Source organism: Achromobacter animicus, from assembly GCF_902859585.1.
In the GTDB taxonomy this organism is placed as follows: domain Bacteria; phylum Pseudomonadota; class Gammaproteobacteria; order Burkholderiales; family Burkholderiaceae_B; genus Achromobacter; species Achromobacter animicus.
Window position 1 is genome coordinate 1 of the sequence record NZ_CADIJM010000016.1, and the last position, 18705, is coordinate 18705.

The 18705-nt window shown below is 66.9% G+C and carries 13 protein-coding genes; 8 read left to right on the forward strand and 5 right to left on the reverse strand.

What is annotated here, in order from left to right; translation table 11 throughout:
• Together HV681_RS24145 and HV681_RS24150 are read right to left on the reverse strand one after the other, a co-directional pair.
• Window positions 1-2210 (reverse strand): type VI secretion system Vgr family protein (locus tag HV681_RS24145; RefSeq protein ID WP_175125510.1); only part of this gene is annotated, 2210 nt, incomplete at its 3' end.
• A 57-nt stretch (window positions 2211-2267) separates the two neighbouring features.
• Window positions 2268-3194, reverse strand: a complete 927-nt coding sequence (locus HV681_RS24150; protein WP_175125513.1) for a hypothetical protein — start codon at window positions 3192-3194, stop codon at window positions 2268-2270.
• Between the two features lie 246 nt (window positions 3195-3440).
• Here HV681_RS24150 and HV681_RS24155 point away from each other — a divergent pair, with 246 nt between their 5' ends.
• The 5 genes from HV681_RS24155 (at window position 3441) to HV681_RS24175 (ending at window position 11271) form a co-directional block, all read left to right on the forward strand.
• Window positions 3441-4295, forward strand: coding sequence for a M15 family metallopeptidase (locus HV681_RS24155; RefSeq protein ID WP_175125515.1), 855 nt, complete (start codon window positions 3441-3443; stop codon window positions 4293-4295).
• Window positions 4292-5665, forward strand: coding sequence for a hypothetical protein (locus HV681_RS24160; RefSeq protein ID WP_175125518.1), 1374 nt, complete (start codon window positions 4292-4294; stop codon window positions 5663-5665). The genes HV681_RS24155 and HV681_RS24160 overlap by 4 nt, the downstream gene beginning before the upstream one ends.
• 63 nt (window positions 5666-5728) lie before the next feature.
• On the forward strand, window positions 5729-9493 hold the full coding sequence (tssM, locus tag HV681_RS24165) for a type VI secretion system membrane subunit TssM (protein WP_254595061.1): 3765 nt from the start codon (window positions 5729-5731) through the stop codon (window positions 9491-9493).
• The gene (gene tagF / locus HV681_RS24170; RefSeq protein ID WP_175125526.1) at window positions 9490-10473 is read left to right on the forward strand and encodes a type VI secretion system-associated protein TagF; all 984 of its coding nucleotides are present in this window, start codon (window positions 9490-9492) and stop codon (window positions 10471-10473) included. Before tssM ends, tagF begins: the two co-directional genes overlap by 4 nt.
• Window positions 10474-10476: 3 nt before the next feature.
• Window positions 10477-11271, forward strand: a complete 795-nt coding sequence (locus HV681_RS24175; RefSeq protein ID WP_175125528.1) for an OmpA family protein — start codon at window positions 10477-10479, stop codon at window positions 11269-11271.
• Between the two features lie 21 nt (window positions 11272-11292).
• On the opposite strand, the gene tssA is transcribed toward HV681_RS24175, so the two are convergent.
• Window positions 11293-12420: a type VI secretion system protein TssA gene (gene tssA, locus HV681_RS24180; RefSeq protein WP_175125538.1), complete on the reverse strand. Its 1128-nt coding sequence runs from the start codon at window positions 12418-12420 to the stop codon at window positions 11293-11295.
• A 133-nt stretch (window positions 12421-12553) separates the two neighbouring features.
• Between tssA and HV681_RS24185 the strand changes: the two genes are divergently transcribed.
• Both HV681_RS24185 and HV681_RS24190 read left to right on the forward strand, forming a co-directional pair.
• Complete coding sequence (locus HV681_RS24185; RefSeq protein ID WP_239215195.1) at window positions 12554-12808, forward strand: hypothetical protein; 255 nt, start codon at window positions 12554-12556, stop codon at window positions 12806-12808.
• A gap of 40 nt (window positions 12809-12848) precedes the next feature.
• Window positions 12849-13118, forward strand: a complete 270-nt coding sequence (locus HV681_RS24190) for a PAAR domain-containing protein (protein ID WP_105237403.1) — start codon at window positions 12849-12851, stop codon at window positions 13116-13118.
• A gap of 123 nt (window positions 13119-13241) precedes the next feature.
• Here the strand turns inward: HV681_RS24190 and HV681_RS24195 are convergent, their stop codons facing one another.
• Window positions 13242-15176 (reverse strand): bifunctional metallophosphatase/5'-nucleotidase, encoded by a 1935-nt coding sequence (locus HV681_RS24195; protein WP_175125546.1) that lies wholly within the window; start codon window positions 15174-15176, stop codon window positions 13242-13244.
• Between the two features lie 518 nt (window positions 15177-15694).
• On the opposite strand from HV681_RS24195, the gene HV681_RS24200 reads away from it, so the two are divergent.
• A complete protein-coding gene (locus tag HV681_RS24200; protein ID WP_175125548.1) occupies window positions 15695-17608 on the forward strand; it encodes a putative bifunctional diguanylate cyclase/phosphodiesterase in 1914 nt (637 codons plus the stop codon).
• Here HV681_RS24200 and HV681_RS24205 read toward each other — a convergent pair.
• A complete protein-coding gene (locus tag HV681_RS24205; protein ID WP_175125550.1) occupies window positions 17598-18683 on the reverse strand; it encodes a metallophosphoesterase in 1086 nt (361 codons plus the stop codon). The two genes, HV681_RS24200 and HV681_RS24205, sit on opposite strands and share 11 nt — an antisense overlap.
• Window positions 18684-18705 lie beyond the last annotated feature (22 nt).

Genomic DNA, 18705 nt, shown 5'->3' on the forward strand with positions numbered 1-18705 from the left:
CGTTCGCCGTCCAGCCGGCTCGCGCCGGCCGAGGCCGTGCCGCGCGCCGAGGCCAGCCGCACGCCCTGATGGGCGCCGATCACGCCGTCGAACGACTGCGCCATGATGTCGGCCTGCCCGGCCAGCGCCAGCGGCCCCGCCGAATCGCCCGCGGGCTCGCTGCCGGCGGCGGAGTAGGTGGTCAGCAGCACGCCGCTTCCGCCGCGCACCGCGCCAAACGCGTCGGTACGCAGTTCCGCGCCCACGCCGCGCACGTTGCCGCGATAGTTGCCGCTTTGGTGGATCAGGTGGCCAAGATTCAATTCGCTGGCCGATTGGGAAGACTTGATCTGCATGCGCAACTGGCCGTCGCTGTCATCGAACACGATCTGGTTGTAGCCGTCGCCGCCGAATTCCTTGCTCTTGAAGCCGCTCAACGCGGCTGCGTTGCGGTGCTGATCGTCGCCGCCCGCCGCGCCGTGCCACGCCGGCGCGTTGCCGCTGGCCAGGTTGGCCTGCGCGCTGGGTTTGCCGTCGATGGCCGCCGCGTACACCTCGGTGTTCATCGGCTCGCCCGCCTTGCCGCCGGGCGTGGACGGAATGCCGCCCTCGCCTCGTCCGTTGTAGAGCGCGCCCACGACCAGAGGCTGATCGATGTCTTCGTCCAGGAATCTCACCAGCACTTCCTGCCCGATGCGCGGCACGAAGCTCATGCCCATGCCCGCGCCTGCCTGGCGCTGCGCCACGCGCGCCCATCGGCTTTTCGCCAGGCCCTCGCCGTCGGATTGCCAATGAAAGCGCACACGCACGTCGCCGCGCGCGTTGCGATGGATTTCGTCTTCACCGCTGGCCTCGGTCGCGCCGTCGGCGCTGGTGACAATGGCCGTATGGACGCCGACGGCGGACGGGGCCCCCGCCAGCCTGGCGCCGCGTGCCGCAGCGGGCAAGGCGCGCCACGGGCGGTCGCAGCGCACCGCGCAGAACCGGTTGGCGTAGCCGACCTCGTGCGCGCGCGCCATCACGGCCGCCTCGGGGCGTCCCACGCCGATATCGGCATCGCCGTGCGGTGCCTGGCCGTCGTCCTCGGCCTCGTCTTCAAAGCACAGGAAATCGTCCAGGGCGCCCAGCCTGTCCGCCAGGCTGGCGTCGTTCTGTCCGGGAAGATTGTTCACCCCCGCGTGCTCCACGCGGTCCAGCGCAAAGTTCGGCTCAAACCCGGCCTCGCCTGAAGGCCCCAGCGGCGACATCTCCTGCAGCGTGAACCGCGTGCCCGAGCGGAAGGTGCGCACCGTGCCGCGGCCGACAAAGGTCTCGGCGCTGGCCTGCGCGGCCTGCATCAGCAGGTTCGCCTGAAACTGAGCGTGCGCCTGGTTCAGCAACCCGCCGTGTCCCAGGGGCTCGAACCATTCCAGCGCCCGTTCGTCCCCGGCGTCATCGGCGGGACCGGCCAAGGCCTGCCCGGTGATGGCGTGCTTGCCGCTTTCATGCCAGGCCAGCACCGTCACTTTCTCCACGGTGCGGCGCATGCGGCGCGCGATGGCCTGCACGCCGTCGCGCGATTCGCTTGCATGGGCGCGCTGGAACCGCACGCCCGCACCCGCCGATTCCGCGTCTTCGGCCAGACTGCGGCTGTCGGCGAAGATCAGCACCGCGTGGCGCGACGGTGCGCTGTCATCTTCTACCGTGGTCCAACCCAAGCCGGCTTCCGCGAGCAGGCGCGACAGAAAGGCGTAATCGGTTTCACGGTACTGCGTGGTGTAGGGCCGCGCCGGCAGGCCGGCCAGGTGGTCCTCCACATCGGAAGCCACCTTGTAGGTATAGCCTTCATAGCTGTCCAGCACATGGCGCACGATGTCCAGCACCGGCTGGTTCTCGTAGATGCGGCTGTCGCGCCGCTGCGTGGCAAGCCACAACCAGGGCGCGAGCGTCAGGCGATACCGGGCCATGCCGGCATTGCCGCCCAGCATCTCGGCGGCTCGCACCACGCCGCTGCGGCCGGCCTCGGTGCCGTCGGCGCGCGTGGTCCACAGCGTGGCGGGCCGCGACACCATGTCGTTCAGATCGAGCGCGGCATCTTCGGCCAACGCCACCACGCGCATCTCGCTCAGCGTGCACAGGCCTTCGCGCGCGATCCAGCCTTCGACCTGCAGGGACGACATCGCGCCCTCGCCATCAAGCCGGAAAAGACGGGACTCGGCGCTGAAACTGCCGTTGCTAGCGTTGACAGCCATGGAAGAAAAACCTCATGGGAACGTGGGCGGCGCCGGCATCGTCGAGCCGGCAAGAATTCAAGGTTCGATATTGGCCTGCGGGGTCGGGCATTCCGGTGCGGTGCCCCATTGACCCGCGCATACGCGCAGGCGGCATTGTTCACCTGCGATGAAGCTCAAACGGCGGCATTCCTTCAACCGCTCCGACAACGGCGAACCCGGCATCTCGCGGATGAACACGCCGTCGGACTTGTAGACACGCGTGCCGGGCGGTGATGCAGGCGGCAACCCGTAGTCCATCAGCGCCGACAACAGCGCGGCATCCTTGTCGGCGGTCTTGGCGCTTTTGCGCGGAGCGGCGGGCGCGGACTTCACCGCGCGAGGCGCACCGGCGCCCGACGCAGCGGCGCCCGGCGCAGCGGCGCCCGATGCACCGTCGCGTTGCGCTAGCCGCTCCGCGGCCTGCCGCGTGGGACCCGGCGCCGCCGCGGTTGCGAGCGAAGACGTGGCGGCGGGCGCAGATGATGGCGTCATCGCCAGCATGGACAAGGGATTGGCCGGCTCGCCAAGCGGTTCGGGCTCGCCGCGGCCCAGGTCTGCGTCGCGCGCAGGCGGCGACTCATCAATGATCGTGGCGACGTCGGGTGTTTTTTCCAAAGTGCCGAGCGGGTTGCTGCCCGAATCCGGCGACGGCGACAGTGCGGCTTGCTGGGGGGTTGCAAGCGCAGGCACCGGCGCGTTTGCAGACGCGTTCGCAAGCGCAGGCGACGCGGCAGGCGCCTGCACCGGTGCCCGCGCCATCATCGACGCAGCGTCGTCTTCATGTATTACCCAGACGATGCCGCCCGCCAACAACAACAGCACCAGTAACAGCGCGGTCCAGCGCCGCGCGCGCGAACGTCGCGGCGTTGCCATGTGTTTGACCTCGGCGTCCGGCGCGCGTCCTTCCAATGCGGCCAGGATGCGCGGCGAGTCGGCCTCGCCACGCGCGGCAGTCGAGGTCATCAGCAGACTCGGCGCGGTCATCGTAGGGCGAGCTTGTTCTTTCTCTTCTGCCATGCGGGTTCCCGTGTCAGCAGGAGGCGTGTGCAGCCCCCCTGTAACCAAGCCCGCCGAGAATACCTGATCGACCCCTTTCAGACACCGATTCTTGTTACGATTTCTAAGCCTCCGACGCGGTTTGCAACGCCGGATCGCTTGCCTCATGCGCGGATAAAACAAAAGATTACGCCTTCACATGAGGGACCTGCCTTGTTGCTGCTTCTGCCCCTGTATTTCTTGCTGGCGGTGGGCGTCTCCGCTCTCCTGTTTTTTCCCGCACTGCGCCAAGGCGCCGTGCGGGGGATGCGCGCCTGCGTAGCGGGCGTGGCACGGGGCGCGACGCGTTGCGCGAACCAGGCTGGCGGCGCCGTGGGCGGCACGGCCGGCGCGATAAGAAAAGGGTTCGGCGCCTCGTTCGAGTGGGTTGGAAGGTATCGGTGGCAGGTCGCAATCGGGCTGACAGTTGTATTGCTTCCGTCACTGTTTGCTTTCTTGATGCGACACAATCACACATTCGTTTACAGCGCCTCAACCAGCGGTCCAGACCGCCGAATCCAGGCATTGCTGGAGGGCGAAAGACTGGTTCCGCCCGCCGCCCTGCCCCCTGAAGCATTCACCACCCGCGAAGTCGAACAAGTGCGTCCGAAGCTGGGCGGCGCAAGCCGTAACTGGGATCTTCTGGATGCCGATTTCCGCCAGCGGCTGTTGCTGGCGTATCGCATCATGCGCGAACAGCACGGCTATGAAATGACCCTGATCGAGGGCTACCGCAGTCCCGAGCGGCAGGATGAACTGGCAGGCATGGGGTCGCACGTGACGAACGCCGGCGCCTTCCAGAGCTATCACCAGTTCGGTCTGGCCGCGGACAGCGCGTTCTATCGCGACGGCAAGATCGTGATTTCGGAAAAAGACCCCTGGGCCATGCGCGGCTATGAGCTGTTCGGCGAGACCGCCGAGCTCGTCGGCCTGACCTGGGGCGGACGTTGGAAGATGATGGACTTCGGCCACGTGGAGCTGCGCCGCCCCGGCGTCATGGAACGCGCACGGGAGGCCGCGAAACAATGATTCGCGTGCTGAAGAAAGGCGGGCTCGTCCTGGCCCTGTTCGCCGTGGTGTGGCTGGCCGTCATCATCTGGTGGCAGGAGTCGCGCACGCTGCCCACCGGCGTCGACATCGGGCTGTACCTGTTTGCGTTGCCGCTGGCCATCCTGGCCGCGATCTGGATCGGGGCGCGCATGGTGCGTGCTGCCCGCGCGCCCAAGGCGGCGCCCGCACAGGCGCAGACGGAAGCGCAATCCGACGCGCCGGCCCGGCCCACTGCGCTACGGCTGATCGCGGCCGCCGCGCGCGCCGCGCCGGGCGAGAATGTCGCGGCGATCGCCGAAGCGCTGGCCGAGCAGAAGCGGCCCGAACTCGATGCGGAACTGAAGACGCCGCAGGGCTATCCGATTTTCGCCGCGCGCGTGGCCGGCATGGACGACATGGCGCTGTATGCCGCCGCGCGGGACCGGGGCGCGCCCGCTGACGCCTTGGCCGCCGCCACGTTGCGTGTGACGGCCATGCTGGCCGATGTCGCACAGGTGCTGACGCATGAGGCGCACGCGCGCGCAACCGAGTTGGACGTGCCCGCGCGCGAAGCGGACTGGCCCCGCCTGCACCTCGACGTGGTCGTGCCGGCGGCGTGGTCCGAAGCGGCGCGCCACCGCGCGCTCGCGGCAGTGCGGTCGGCTGCGGGGGCCTGGCCCGATGCGCGCATCCACATTACCGAACATCCCGCACGCGACGGCATGGCCACCGACCACCTGCTGCGCCAGATTGCCGCCGAGCCCACCGCCGAGTCAGCTAATGCCCGCGCCGAACCGCAATGGCGCATCGTGCTGGCCGGCGATGGTTATATCGACGCCGAGCAGGTCGCCCATTGGGACGGCCTGGCCACGTTGCTGACGCACGCCAATCCGCAGGGCCGTGTCCCGGGCGAAGCCGCCGCCGGCCTGCTGCTGGCGCCGCCCGATGCGCAGGCCGAATTCCACGTCACGCTGTCGCCGATGCTGCAACGGCAGAAATCAGCCGACGCGCGCGGCGCCCTGGCCGAAGCGTCGCTGGCGGACCTGGCGCGCGACCTGCTGCAAGCCGCCGCCGTGGAGCCCGGCGCCGTCGGCCGCATCGTCAGCGATGGCGATCACCGCGGCGCCCGTCCGCTTGAGCCGCTGAACGTGGCATCGCAGGTTTTCGACCATCTGGATGCCGCAAAGGACTGCCAGGCCGTCGGCATGACTTGCGGCCACACGGGCGCGGCGGCGTCGCTGCTGACGCTGGCCGTGGCCTGCGAAACGTGCCTGCAGTTCGACCAGCCCGTGCTGACCCTTACCCTGCAAGACCCCGCATTGCGCGCCGCCGCGCTGGTCTCACGACCGGCCGCCAGCGCCACCGCCTGACCCAAAACAAAAGCGAAAACCATGCGTAGCCCATCAGGATTGCTTTCTCGATTTTCCAGCGCCATGAGCGACGTGCGCTATTGGAGTGGACGCGTATTCGCCAACCCACGCACCTTCATGCTCATCGGCCTGATCGCGCTGATCGTCTTCCTGTTCCTGTTCGCCGACACGATGCAGATCGCCATGACCTGGGCCGGCGCGGCGCTGGGCGTGCTGCTGCTTCTGTGGCTTTGCGTCTATCTCTGGCGCCGGCGCCGCACGCGGCGGGCCAACCAGCAGCTGGGCGACATGCTGGAACAGCAGGTGCAGACGGGCGCGGCCGCCAGCCCTGCCGCCAACCGCAGCGAAATCGAGGCGCTGCGCACCCGCCTGACGCAGGCGGTCCGCACCATCAAGACCTCCAAGATCGGCCAGACCTCCGGCAACGAGGCGCTGTACGAGCTGCCCTGGTACATCGTCATCGGCAACCCCGCGGCGGGCAAGAGCAGCGCCGTCATCAATTCGGGACTGCAGTTTCCGTTTGCCGACAAGAACGGCGCCGCCGTGCGCGGCGTGGGCGGCACCCGCAACTGCGACTGGTTCTTCACCACCGAAGGCATCCTGCTGGACACCGCCGGCCGCTACTCGGTGCACGAAGAGGACCGCAACGAGTGGATGAGCTTTCTGGACCTGCTCAAGCGCCATCGCCCCAAGGCGCCGATCAACGGCATCATCGTGGCGGCCAGCATCAGCGAGCTGACGGACGCGGGCCCCGAATTTGCCATCAACCTAGCTAAGAACCTGCGCCAGCGCGTGCAGGAACTGACCGACCGGCTGGAAGTGTTTGCGCCGGTCTATGTGATCTTCACGAAGGCTGACCTGATCGCGGGCTTTTCCGAATTCTTCGCCGATGCCGACGCGCGCGAGCGCGACCGCGTCTGGGGCGCGACGCTGCCCTACGGCGCGGACGAAAGCCGCGATGTGCTGACGCTGTTCGACGAGCGCTTCGATGAGCTTTATGAAGGCCTGAAGGAAATGGGCACGGCCCAGATCTCGCTGCGCCGCAATGCGGCCCTGCCGCCGGGGCTATTGACCTTCCCGCTGGAATTCGCGGGCATCAAGCCGGCGCTGCGCACCTTCCTGTCCACGCTGTTCGAGACGAACCCGTTCCAGTACAAGCCTGTATTCCGGGGCTTCTACTTCACCAGCGCATTGCAGGAAGGCGCGTCGCGCAGCACCTCCACCGACAAGCTCGCGGCGCGCTTCGGCTTGCGGCCGGCCTCGCGCGAAGCGGCGCGCAGCGTGACGTCGCACAACGGATTCTTCCTGCGCGACCTGTTCTCCAACGTCATCTTTGCCGACAAGAAGCTGGTGCGCCAGCACGCCAGCCCCAACAAGGTCCGCATGCGCTACCTGACCTTCTTCGGCCTGGTGCTGGCGCTGGGATTGGTGCTGGGCGGCTGGAGCTGGTCGTATCTGGGCAACCGGCAACTGGCGAGCAATGTGCAGGCGGATCTGGACAAGGTGGTGCGCCTGCAAAGCGAACGCACCGATCTGCAGAGCCGCCTGGAAGCCATGGAGATCCTGCAGGATCGCATCGAGCAGTTGGACCGCTATTCAACGAGCCGGCCGCTGTCGCTGGGGCTGGGTCTGTACCAGGGCGACGTGCTCAAGCAGCGCCTGCTGGCCGAATACTACAACGGTCTGCGCCAGTTCATGCTGGTGCCGGTCAAGGCCAGCCTGGAAGACTATCTGGGCCGCGTGGACGTGTCGCAGGCGGCCGCGGGCGGCGCGCCGCGTACGGCGCCGCCGCAGGCTCAGCCGGTGAGCGCCAATGCCGGCAACACGCTGTTCCAGGACGCCTCGCCCACCAACGTCGACGACGCCTACAACGCGCTCAAGACGTACCTGATGATGGCAAACCGCGAACACGTGGATCCCACGCATCTATCCGACCAGATCACCCGATTCTGGCGCGGATGGCTGGAAACCAACCGGGGCGCGATGCCGCGCGACCAGCTGATCCGCAGCGCCGAGCGCCTGATCTCGTTCTACGTGGCGCGTGCCGCCGATGCAGACTGGCCGCAGATTGAAACCAATCTGGCCATGGTGGAACGCACGCGCGGCAACCTGCGCAGCGTGATGCAGGGCATGCCGGCGCGCGAGCGCGCCTATGCCACGCTGAAGGCGCGCGCCGCCACGCGCTTCCCCGCGATGACCGTCGCCCGCATCATGGGCGAGGCCGATGCCGCGGTCGTGGCGGGCAGCTACGCCGTGCCGGGCACGTTCACGCGCGAGGCCTGGGAGCAATACATCGAGCCGGCCATCGGCGAAGCCGCGCGCCGCGAGGTGCAGACCAGCGACTGGGTGCTGGGCGTGAACGCGCGCGACGATCTCACGCTGGAAGGCAGCCCCGAACAGATCCAGAAGAGCCTGGCCACGATGTACAAGACCGAATACGCGCAGGAATGGCAGAAGATGCTGCGCGGGGTCACCATCAAGCCCTTCACCAGTTTCGATCAGGCGGTGCAAGGCATGAACCGCCTGGGCGATCCGCAGAACTCGCCGCTGGTCAAGCTCATCAACACCACGTACGAACAGACCTCGTGGGACAACCCGTCGCTGATCAACGCCGGCATCACGCAGGCGCAGACGGGCGTCGTCGCCTGGTTCAAGCGCGTGATTCTGCGCCAGGGCCAGCCGAAGCCGGCCGAGGCGGCGCCCGGCGGCGAGCAGATCCCGATGGGCCCGGTGGGACGCGAATTCTCCGACGTGGCGCGCCTGGTGGTCCAACGCGACAACCAGTCGCTGCTGGGCAATTACATGAACGCCCTGTCCAAGATCCGGACGCGCTTCAACCTGATCAACAACCAGGGCGATCCCGGCCCGGGCGCCCTGCTGCTGATGCGCCAGACGCTGGAAGGCAAGGACTCCGAACTGGCGGACGCGCTCAAGCTGGTGGACGAGCAGATGCTTGCCGGCCTGACGCCGGCACAGCGCGAGACGCTGCGCCCGCTGCTGGTGCGGCCGCTGATCCAGGGCTACGCCGTCGCCATGCAGCCCGCGCAGACCGAGCTGAACAAGGTCTGGAACGCGCAGGTCTATCAGGGCTTCACGCAGAACCTGGCCGACAAGTATCCGTTCTCGACCAAGGCCGGCATCGAGGCCAGCAGCGAAGAGATCGCGCAGGTCTTCGGTCCGCAGGGCAGCATCGCCAAGTACGTCAATGAGACCTTGGGCCCGCTCACCGTGCGCCGCGGCGACATCCTCACGGCCCGCACGTGGGGCGACATGGGCATCGACCTGCAGCCGTCGTTCACCGCGAACTTCGCGCAATGGGTGGCGCCGCTGTCGGGCGGCGCAGCCGGATCAGGCGCGGCCAGCCAGCCGCAGACGCTGTTCCAGATCCAGCCCAGACCCGCGGGCGGCGTCACCGAGTACACGATCGAGATCGACGGCCAGCAACTGCGTTACCGCAACACGCCGCCGCAATGGGTCAACTTCGTGTGGCCCAACGCGCAGGGCGCACCCGGCGCGCGCATCACCGCCACCGCCTTTGACGGCACGGTGGTCGAGATCGTGAACGAGCCCGGCCGCTTCGGCCTGGAACGCCTGATCTCGGGCGCCCAGCGCAAGCCCAACCAGGACGGCAGCTTCGAGATGAGCTGGACCAAGTCCAACATCACCGTCCCGGTCCGCCTGCGCATCATCAGCAATACCCAGGCGGCCAGCGCAGGCGGCGCCGAGCCCGGCAGCCAGGGCCTGCGCAACCTGCGTCTGCCCGCCACGGTCGCGGGCTCCTCCCCTCAACCTTCCGTCGCCTCGACGGCTGCCGGAGTGCAGCAATGAGCAATCCGCAGTCCCCCATTTTCCGCACGGCCTACTTCGGCAAGATTCCGTCGCGTGGCGACTTCGTGAAGAACACCTCGCACCCGCAGCTGATGGCGACGCTGGACGCCTGGGTCGCCAACACCATGGAGATCCTGGCGCAGGATCCGCATTGGAAGACGCTGTACGACGAGGCGCAGCCGGTGCCCTTCGCGGTGCTGGGTTCGCGCGGCAAGCTGGCCATCGCGGGCCATCTGCAGCCCAGCCGCGACCAGTCCGGACGGCGCTTCCCGTTCATCAGCGCGACCTCGGTCGAGGTATCGCGCCCGCTGGACTTCATTGCGCGCAGTCCGCTGGCCTTCAGCCGGATGTGGAACCGCATGGGGGCTGCCGCGTCGCAGCTCATGCAGGAAGGCGATCCCGCCGATGCGTTGCAGACGCTGAACGGCCTGGAAGGCGAAATCCGCACCGCCGCCGACGACGGCTTTGACGCCTTCATCGACCTGCAGACGCTCGAGCGCGTGGAAGCGATGCTGCGCAGCAACGGCCACGCCGCCAACATGCACGACATCGTGCTGGCGCTGGGCATCCTGCTCACGCCGGTCATGTCCAGCGGCTCGTCGCAGCTGGACACCGGACTGGCGCTGCCGCTGCCCGACGACCCGCTCTACATCAATCTGGTGGCAACGTACTGGATGACGCTGATCGCGCCCTTCCTGAACCGCGCCGACTTCGAGATCGCCATGTTCATCGGCCATATCGCGGGCAAGCACCGGCTGGTGGTGGGGTTTCGCGGCGCGTCACCGCAGACGCTGGCCACCCTGCTGTCGACGCCGCAGACGCTGTCGCAGCACTACATCATGCTGGACGCCGCCCCCTGGGTGCGCGACCACGTCAGCGCCAGCCACGGTCTGGCCAAGCTGTCGAGCTATCTGGATCAACAGCGGCTGTCCCTGCGCCAGGCGCTGGAGACCTACCGCGAAGTTTTCATCGGAGCCTAGGACATGCGCACACTCACTCTGGTCCTGGCCGCGGCCTGCTCCTGGGCGGCGCATGCCCAGGACGCGGCGACGGTCGTTCCCGCCAACGTCATCCCCCAACCCGGCCAGGTGGTCGCCAGCGGCGCGGTGCCGGACGAAGCCACCAAGGCCGACGTGCTGCAACGGCTGCAAAAGGTGTATGGCGTAGGCAATGTGATCGACCGCATCGACGTAGGCGGCGTCGTCGCCCCGCCGAACTGGTCGCAACACGTCGGCAAGCTGCTGGACAGTCCGCTCAAGCAGATCAACCGCGGACAGCTGGAAATCGACGGCACTCAGATCCGGCTGCGCGGCGAGGTGGACAACGAAGCCTCGCGCCAGCAGATCGCCAGCACCTTCGCCACCTCGCTCAATCCCACCTACAAGATCGTCAACGGCCTGCGCGTGTCGGCGGACAAGGACGAGCAGGACGTGCTGGACAACCTGCTCAGCAATCGCGTGGTGGAGTTCGAGACGGGCAGCACGCGCCTGACCGCACGCGGCCGCGAGCTGCTGGACCGGGTGGCCGATGCCGTGCCGAAGCTGCGTGCCGACAAGATCCAGATCATCGGCCACACCGACAGTTCCGGCAGCCGCAGCACCAACCTGGCGCTCAGCCAGGCGCGCGCGGACGCGGTGCGGGACTATCTGGTCGATAAGGGTTTGCCGGCATCGCGTTTTGAGGCGATGGGCGCCGGCCCGGATCAGCCGGTGGCCACGAACGCCACGCCCGAAGGCCGCGCCAAGAACCGGCGGATCGAATTCCGCGCGGCGCGCTGAGGCCGCGCGCCGAGGGCCGCCTCAGCTGCCCTCGCCGGCCTTCTTGATGCCAAGCAGTTCTTCCAGGCCCGAGAGGGTCTCGTCGTTCTTGACCACCGTGCGCAGCCACAGGTGCAACGACATCTCGCCCCAGCTTGCGGCCTTGTCTGCCAGATAGGCGACCGGGCTGTGCGGCTCGGTGCGGCGAAAGAAATCGGCCACCTCGCGCAGTTGCGCCAGCGCCTGTTCGCGGGTCTGGATCGGACCGCGCACGGCGGCCGGCGGCGCGCCATGCGCGGGCGTATCGACAGCGGGAAAGTGATCGGCGGGGGGCAAGGTGGGCTCCACTCGAACGGGAACGGCGGGTGCGGACGACGCGGGCGGCGGCGCGGCCGCCAGGTCGGCACGGACCAGCAGGCCCGCGTCGCGCGCAAAGCGGTGCACCAGTTCCGTGACATTGCGCAGCGACTCGCGCACACGGGAGAACGCCGGGCTTTCGTCGCCCAGGCGCTCGTCCAGCGTGCGCTCCAGTTGCGCCAGCGCCTGCGAGCAACCTTCGAGCTGCGTGTCCAGCTCGGAATAGAACGACGGCGGCGTATCGCGCCGCGCGGCATCGAAGCGGTCCAGCGTCAGCTTTCCGCGCGTCAATTCATTGGCGTTATCCGGCGTACGCTTGACGGCATTGGCGAGTTGGCTCGCCGCCTCCCACAGCACCGCGCCGTAGCGCGCGCCATCGGCCTGGGTCAGCGGAATCTCGCCGATCAGCTGCTGCGATCGCGACAGCAGCCACGCCAGATTGCCCACGCGCTGCTGCACGTCGCCGTCTTCCGGCACGGGATGCAGGCCTTCCCAATAATCGCGGCACAGCCCGTCGATGAGCAGATAGCCGTCACGCAGCCCGGCAAACCCGCGCGTCTTGGCCCAGGCTTCCGCGAGCCATGACGCGATGCGGATGTCCTTGCTGCGCTCGCGCAGCACCGTGGAGCAGATGCGCGCCACCTCGGGCCAGTCGGCCTCTTTCAGGTCGATGACCCAATCGCCTTGGTCGAGTTGGGGATCGTCATGCCGGCGCGCCTCGCGGATCGCGTCGAACTCGGGCGAAAACACCAGGTCGACGCCGCAAGGCGCGTCGCCGGGAATCGGAAGCAACAGGGCGTTGATGTCGGTCATGAGCGCGGAGCATATGTAAGTAGGCGCAAATCATCCCACAACTGTTTACGCAGGACGTTCAAAGATGACACGTCCTATTACAAAGCGCGTCACGATGCTTCGCTATGATTTGCGCTCCGACCAAGGAGCACTCATGACGACGAAATCGATCCGCATGTTGCCCGACGGGCACTTCATCGCCGGCACCCCGCGCCGCGCGCCCGACGGCACCATCGTCGGTGGAGAAGGTCCGATCACCCGCGCCCCGGACGGCACCTACGTGGCCGGCACGCCGCAACGCGCCCCCGACGGCAGCTATAAAGGCGGCGGCGGTCCCGTGCGCATGGCGCCGGACGGCACTTTCGTTGTGGGCCCGGCACGGCTGGCGCCGGACGGCACGTATCTGTAAACCCACACCTGGCTTTTTGAACCCATACCTGGCGCGCACCATGTCCCAACGCTCCGTCATCCGCAAGGGCGATAAAACGTCGCACGGCGGCGTCGTCGTGACCGGCGACGAAACCGTCGTCATCTTCGGGCAGCCGATGGCCCGCGTCGGCGATCGCGTCACCTGCCCCAAATGCGGCGACACCCACACCATCGTCGAAGGCGTGCAGAACGTCGGCTCGGACCGCCTCACCGCGCTGGAAGGCATGCGCACGTCGTGCGGCGCCACGCTGATCGCCAGCCAGCATTTCTATCAGTTGGAATACGGTTGAGCGACGGGCCTCGCGGCTAGCGCGAGGCCGAGCGCGTATTCAGAACGCGCGAAGGCGGGCCCCCGCATCGGGGACCCGCCAACGGCACGGCAGGACCGGCGTTCCGGCCTGCCGGATTGACGATTACTGCTGCCAGTTGTGCGTGCTGTACCGGTCGTTGTCGATGCGGTTCAAGACAGGCAGGCCGGTGCCCGAATCCTTCACCTGCATGTCGATGTAGGCCTGGAACACATCCGCGTCCAGCACACCGATGTCGGAACGGCGCTCGGCCGGCACGTTGGCCAGCGTCGTGTAGCCGTCGCCGCCGGTGGCATTGAAGCTCAGCACGAACAGGCGATAGGTACGCGCGTTGTCCAGCGGCAGCCACGTGCTGGTGGCCTGGTCCAGGTACTGGAAGTTGCTGGCGCGGCTGCCCTTGGCGTTGGACGCGGTCACATCCCAACGCAGGCCGGCCGCGTAGGGGTAAGGACCGTCCTTGCCGCCCGGCTTGTACGTCGCGTCCAGGCCATCCTCGATCATGGACTTGACCTCGTTGGCGGTCAGATCCAGGCGCCACAGCATGTTGCCGAACGGCACGACGGCGATCACGTCGGCCGCCGTCACGGTGCCGTTCAGCGCGCGGCGCACACCGCCACCGCTTTGCAGGGTCATGTCGGCGCCGCCGTATTCGGCATTGGCCACGTCCAGATAGGCTTGCGCCACCAACTGCTGGATGTCGCCGCCGCGCAGGGCGACGTTGCCTTCGCTCTCGCAAGCGGGGCTGGCTGCATTGCTGGCGGGCGTGGGACCCGGAATGCGGCGGAAGCACAGTTCCAGCGGCACCTGCGCGACGTTGGTCTTGCTGAAGATGTCGATCTTGGCCTTGAACGGTTGCAACACCGACAGCGCGGCGGCGTCCGGCGTCTGCTCGCGCAGGAAGCCGCTGGCCGAGACGCCGGCCTTGAAGGCGGCGCGATCGGCATCGGAGGCCGCGACCAGGGCGCTGCCCGACTTGACGCGGTAGTCGGCGCCGATCAGCACGTGGGGCGTGCCGGCGCAGTTCGTCACGTCGCCGTTGGCGTCGAAGCTGACCTTCAGTTCGCCCACGACTTGCGAGTATTCCCAGGCCTGCACCAGGCAGACCGGCTTGCCGTCCTTGTCGGCCAGACGGGTCGGATACGCGCCGCCCGGCGTGCCCACGGCCATCGTTTTCATCGCGTCCGGACCCAGCAGCGTGTGCGAATCGCCGCCCACCACCACGTCCACGCCGCTCAGCTTGGCAATGACTTCCTTGTCGTAGCCGTAGCCGATGTGGCTCAGCAGGATCACTTTGTTGACGCCATTGGCGCGCAGAGCGTCGATCTGCGCCTGCGCGGCCACGGTTTCGTCGGTGAACGTCGTGTCCGCGTTGGGGCTCGACGATTCCTTGGTCTTGCTGGCGATCGTCAGGCCGACGATGCCGATCTTCTGGGCATCGCGTTCCACCACGATGGCGGGCTTGATCAGGTCGGTGCCCTTGAGCGGCGAGCTCGCGCCGAAGTTGACGTTCGCGCTCAGGACCGGCGTCTGGCAGGCGCCGGCATGCAGGAAGTCGACAAAGCGCTTCAGGCCATCGTCGCCCTTGTCGAACTCGTGGTTGCCCACGGCCATGGCGTCAAAGCAGACCGTGTTCATCAGCGCGGCATCGGCCTCGCCCGGCTCGCCGGCGCGGTTGAAGTACAGCGTGCCGGTCTGCGCGTCGCCCGCGTGCAGCTTCAACACGTTCGGCCAGTTCGCCGCCAGCTGGTCGATGGCGGCCTTCACGCGCGGCATGCCGGCGGCGGACACGGTCACTTCGGTATCGGCGCCCGCCGCGTTCTTCAGGGTCAGCGTCCGGTCCTTGCCGTCCAGCGTGGAGTGATGGTCATTGATGTGGAGGATCGTCAGCTCAAGCGGACGCGCCTGCACGGGAGGTTCGGTAACGGGCGGCGTGTCGGGGTCGCTGCTGTTGTCGTTGTCGTTGTCACCGCCGCAGCCAGCAATCAACGCCACCGCGCTCATCATTGCGCAGGCCAGCGCATTCCGATTCCAGTGCTTCATGTTCCTTTTTCCCGTGGAGGCTATTCGAGGCCCGCATTCTGTTTGCCGCGTATGACGCAACGATGAATGCGAGCTGAAAACCTTCCACGCAAGAAAATGGTCGATTTTTCGCGTCCGGACATGCTTTTGACGCGTAGCTGGTGTAACGGAAGTGGCCATTCGCAAACACGAACAGGCCGCATCCGGCCGGCCATGTGCGCATCTGAAAACACATCCCGCACTGGAAAAAAGAAGGTTCGTGCGATAAATTCATACATCGGAATAATCAGTTACAGATTCGTCTTCCGAAACTTTTCAGGCAAGTCACACTTCGAAAACTGGTTCTTCCACCGGCGCTTCCGGCAATGTGGCGCCGGTTTCGCTGTAAGGCATAACAGACCGCTTTGATGGACGACACCATCCGCTGCGTTACCCGCAATGGCGGCGCAGCAAGGTGGTGGACAGTTCCGCGGCTTGCCCGCGCAACGCCGGGGGAACCAGACGGCGCAGCACAAGGAGAAACAGAAAGGAGGCTGTAGATGAAATGCCCCCCACCTTTGCCGACCGAAACCGAGAGGCTGCGCGCCCTGTCGGAATACGGACTGGATCCGCAGCGTCCGCTGCCCAGCCTGGACCCGGTCGTGCGCATTGCATCGCGCATGTTCGACATGCCGGTGTCGGCCATCAACATGGTCGGCAGCGAGCATGTGTTTTTCGCGGCCAGCATCGGCGTCGGCGACACCGACATGCGCCGTGACGTCTCTTTCTGCGCCCATGCGGTCTTGCAGGACGACGTCATGGTCGTGCCCGATGCGCGCCTGGACGAACGCTTCCACGACAATCCGCTCGTCGCGGGCCCTGCCGGCATCCGGTTCTATGCCGGCGTTTCCCTGAATTCACCGGACGGCCATCCGCTGGGCGCGCTGTGCGTCATCGACACGGAACCGCACGCCGATTTCAGCGAGGACGACAAGGAACGGCTGCGCGAACTGGCCCGCATGGCGGCCGACCGCCTGGAATTACGGCGTGTCGAAGTCAGCGCCGAACGCGCCCGCGCGCGGGCCGAACTGCCTGCGGGCGCGCAGAGGACGAAGCGCAGCCCCACCCCACGGCCCGGGGCGGCCCACCCCCACACGCGCCATGACGACGACGCGCGCAAACTCACCAGTTTCGATCCCCTGACGGGCCTTGCGAATCGCGGGGTGTTCTACCGGCGCGTGGAGGAAGTGCTGTCGCATCCGTGTGCCGCCGCCATCCTGATGCTGGACCTGGACGGCTTCAAGGACATCAACGACACGATGGGCCATGCCGTCGGCGACGCGATCCTGCGGGAACTCGCGGCACGCCTGGACGGCATCGCGGGTCCGTGCGACACGGTGGCCCGCCTGGGCAGCGACGAGTTCGCCATCCTGCAGCACGAAGTCGGCGACCTGAAACAGGCAATGGAACTGGCGCAACAGGCGCTGGCGCGCTTCGCCGACCCCATTTCGGTCCAGGGGCAAGAGCTGTGCCTGACGGCGAGCTGCGGCGTGGCTCTGGCCCCGCTGCATGCGCACGAAGCGCTGGAACTGGTGGGCAACGCCGATCTCGCCTTGGTCAAAGCCAAGGCGGTCGGCCGCGGCCGCATCTCTGTCTTCGCCCCCAACCTGCGCCTGGAGGCCGTGGCGCGGCGCCTCTACGGCATGGAGCTGCACCGCGCGGTCGCCAAAGGCGAATTCCAGCTCTTCTATCAGCCGCAGATCAATCTGGCGACGGGCGCACTGACGGGCGCCGAGGCGCTGCTGCGGTGGCGCCATCCCCAACTGGGTCTGCTGGCGCCGGGCGTCTTCCTGCCGTCGCTGGAAGGCGGGCCCTTGGCGGGCACGGTCGGGTCATGGGTGCTGAATGAAGCGTGCAGTCAGGCCGCCTTCTGGCGACGCAGCGGCCTGCACGACTTTCGCATCGCCGTGAACCTTTTTGGCGTGCAATTCCGCGAGGGCGACCTGGCGGCCGAAGTTGCGCAAACACTCGCCCGGCACGGCCTGCCGGCCGAGGCGCTGGAACTGGAGATCACCGAGAACATCGTGCTGAACAGCGACGACACGGTCTTGGAAACGCTGCAGCGCCTGCGCGCCCAAGGCGTGGGCATTTCATTCGACGACTTCGGCACGGGGTATGCCTCGCTGAGCCTTTTGAAGACCCATCCGATCACGCGCATCAAGATCGATCGATCGTTCGTGAGCGGGATACTGGAATCGAACCAGGACGCCACGGTGGTCCGGGCCATTCTGGATGTGGCGCGCAGCTTTGACCTGAACACCATCGCCGAAGGCATCGAAACGGATGCGCAACGCGAACGGCTGCAGGCCGAGCATTGCGAAGAAGGTCAGGGGTATCTGTTCGGAAAGCCGATGGCGGCGCAGCAGTTTGCGCAGACGTTCGGGATCGAGACGGCGCTGCGGATCATGGCTTGAAAGCCGTCGCGGCGTTATTCCTTTCCCAGACCAGATTTTCATTGGACAGCGTGTCCTCGCCATCCCAGCGGTACGCCACCAGCGGACCGCCGGCTGCGGCCGACCAGTCCAGGCAGGCGAGCTTCCCGCTCTCGATCTTGGGCTGCCCCTTGAACCAATGGTGGCCGATGAACACGGGCGCGCCGGTGATGGGCGTCCGTTTGAAGCCTTCGGGCAATGCCAAGCCGCGGATCTGCTCTTCCTGGCCGGCCGGCACCAAAGCGACCTCATGCAAGGCACCGGCCCAATCGCGCCAATTGGCAAGCCGCACGTGGTGATGGCGGTGCCCCTCCTTGTCCTCGATGTAGCGGCCGTCAGGCAATGCCAATTCCATTCCCGACGTGAGCAGCTTCCTGGCTTGCTCCAGATCCGAGCCCTTTTGATGCGTGGCCACCAGCATGGCGTCATCCAATGACTTGCCAGCCACCCAGCCCGCTTCGGTCAACGCTTTGACGGCGCGGTCGTCCCAGCATGCATGCGCAACACGAATGCCGCCCAAGTCCATGCAGGGCGGCAATTGGCGGAACCAGGCAACCCAGGCGGCATGCTCGGGGCTGCCTTCCCCTATCTGATCGATGAAGGCGCCGTGCTGCTTGCGGTTCTTCCGGCACGTCGCCGAGTCGCCGCGATTGGGCCGCAGGAACTCGCCGGGATGGTGAGGGTCTTCGACGGCATAGCCGATGGCATTGAATTCGTGGTTGCCCATGACGCACAGCGCCTGGCCGTCATCCATCATGGCGCGGACGATTTCCAGGACACGTCGCTGCCCGGCGCCGCGATCCACCAGATCGCCCAGGAATATTGCCTGCCGGCCTTGGGGGGCTTTGTAGCCTTTGCCCGCCGGCACATAGCCGAGACAACGCAGCAGCCCCTCAAGCTTCAGGTCTTCGCCGTGGATGTCGCCGATGATGTCGTACATGCGTCTTCCTTCCTGCAATCCCCCTGCCGGCTTGCGAGATGCGGCTCGCAAGCTGAGGAGATGAAACCGGAGTACGTTAGCATTGCGGCCAAAATTCCCACAAAGCAAAAAGCCCACCGTTTCCGGTGGGCTTAGCGCT

Coding starts and splice junctions, on each gene's coding strand:
- HV681_RS24150 (WP_175125513.1), bottom strand. CDS start 3,194: ATGACCTCGACTGCCGCGCGTGGCGAGGCCGACTCGCCGCGCATCCTG.
- HV681_RS24160 (WP_175125518.1), top strand. CDS start 4,292: ATGATTCGCGTGCTGAAGAAAGGCGGGCTCGTCCTGGCCCTGTTCGCC.
- tssM (WP_254595061.1), top strand. CDS start 5,729: ATGAGCGACGTGCGCTATTGGAGTGGACGCGTATTCGCCAACCCACGC.
- tagF (WP_175125526.1), top strand. CDS start 9,490: ATGAGCAATCCGCAGTCCCCCATTTTCCGCACGGCCTACTTCGGCAAG.
- HV681_RS24175 (WP_175125528.1), top strand. CDS start 10,477: ATGCGCACACTCACTCTGGTCCTGGCCGCGGCCTGCTCCTGGGCGGCG.
- tssA (WP_175125538.1), bottom strand. CDS start 12,420: ATGACCGACATCAACGCCCTGTTGCTTCCGATTCCCGGCGACGCGCCT.
- HV681_RS24185 (WP_239215195.1), top strand. CDS start 12,554: ATGACGACGAAATCGATCCGCATGTTGCCCGACGGGCACTTCATCGCC.
- HV681_RS24190 (WP_105237403.1), top strand. CDS start 12,849: ATGTCCCAACGCTCCGTCATCCGCAAGGGCGATAAAACGTCGCACGGC.
- HV681_RS24195 (WP_175125546.1), bottom strand. CDS start 15,176: ATGAAGCACTGGAATCGGAATGCGCTGGCCTGCGCAATGATGAGCGCG.
- HV681_RS24200 (WP_175125548.1), top strand. CDS start 15,695: ATGAAATGCCCCCCACCTTTGCCGACCGAAACCGAGAGGCTGCGCGCC.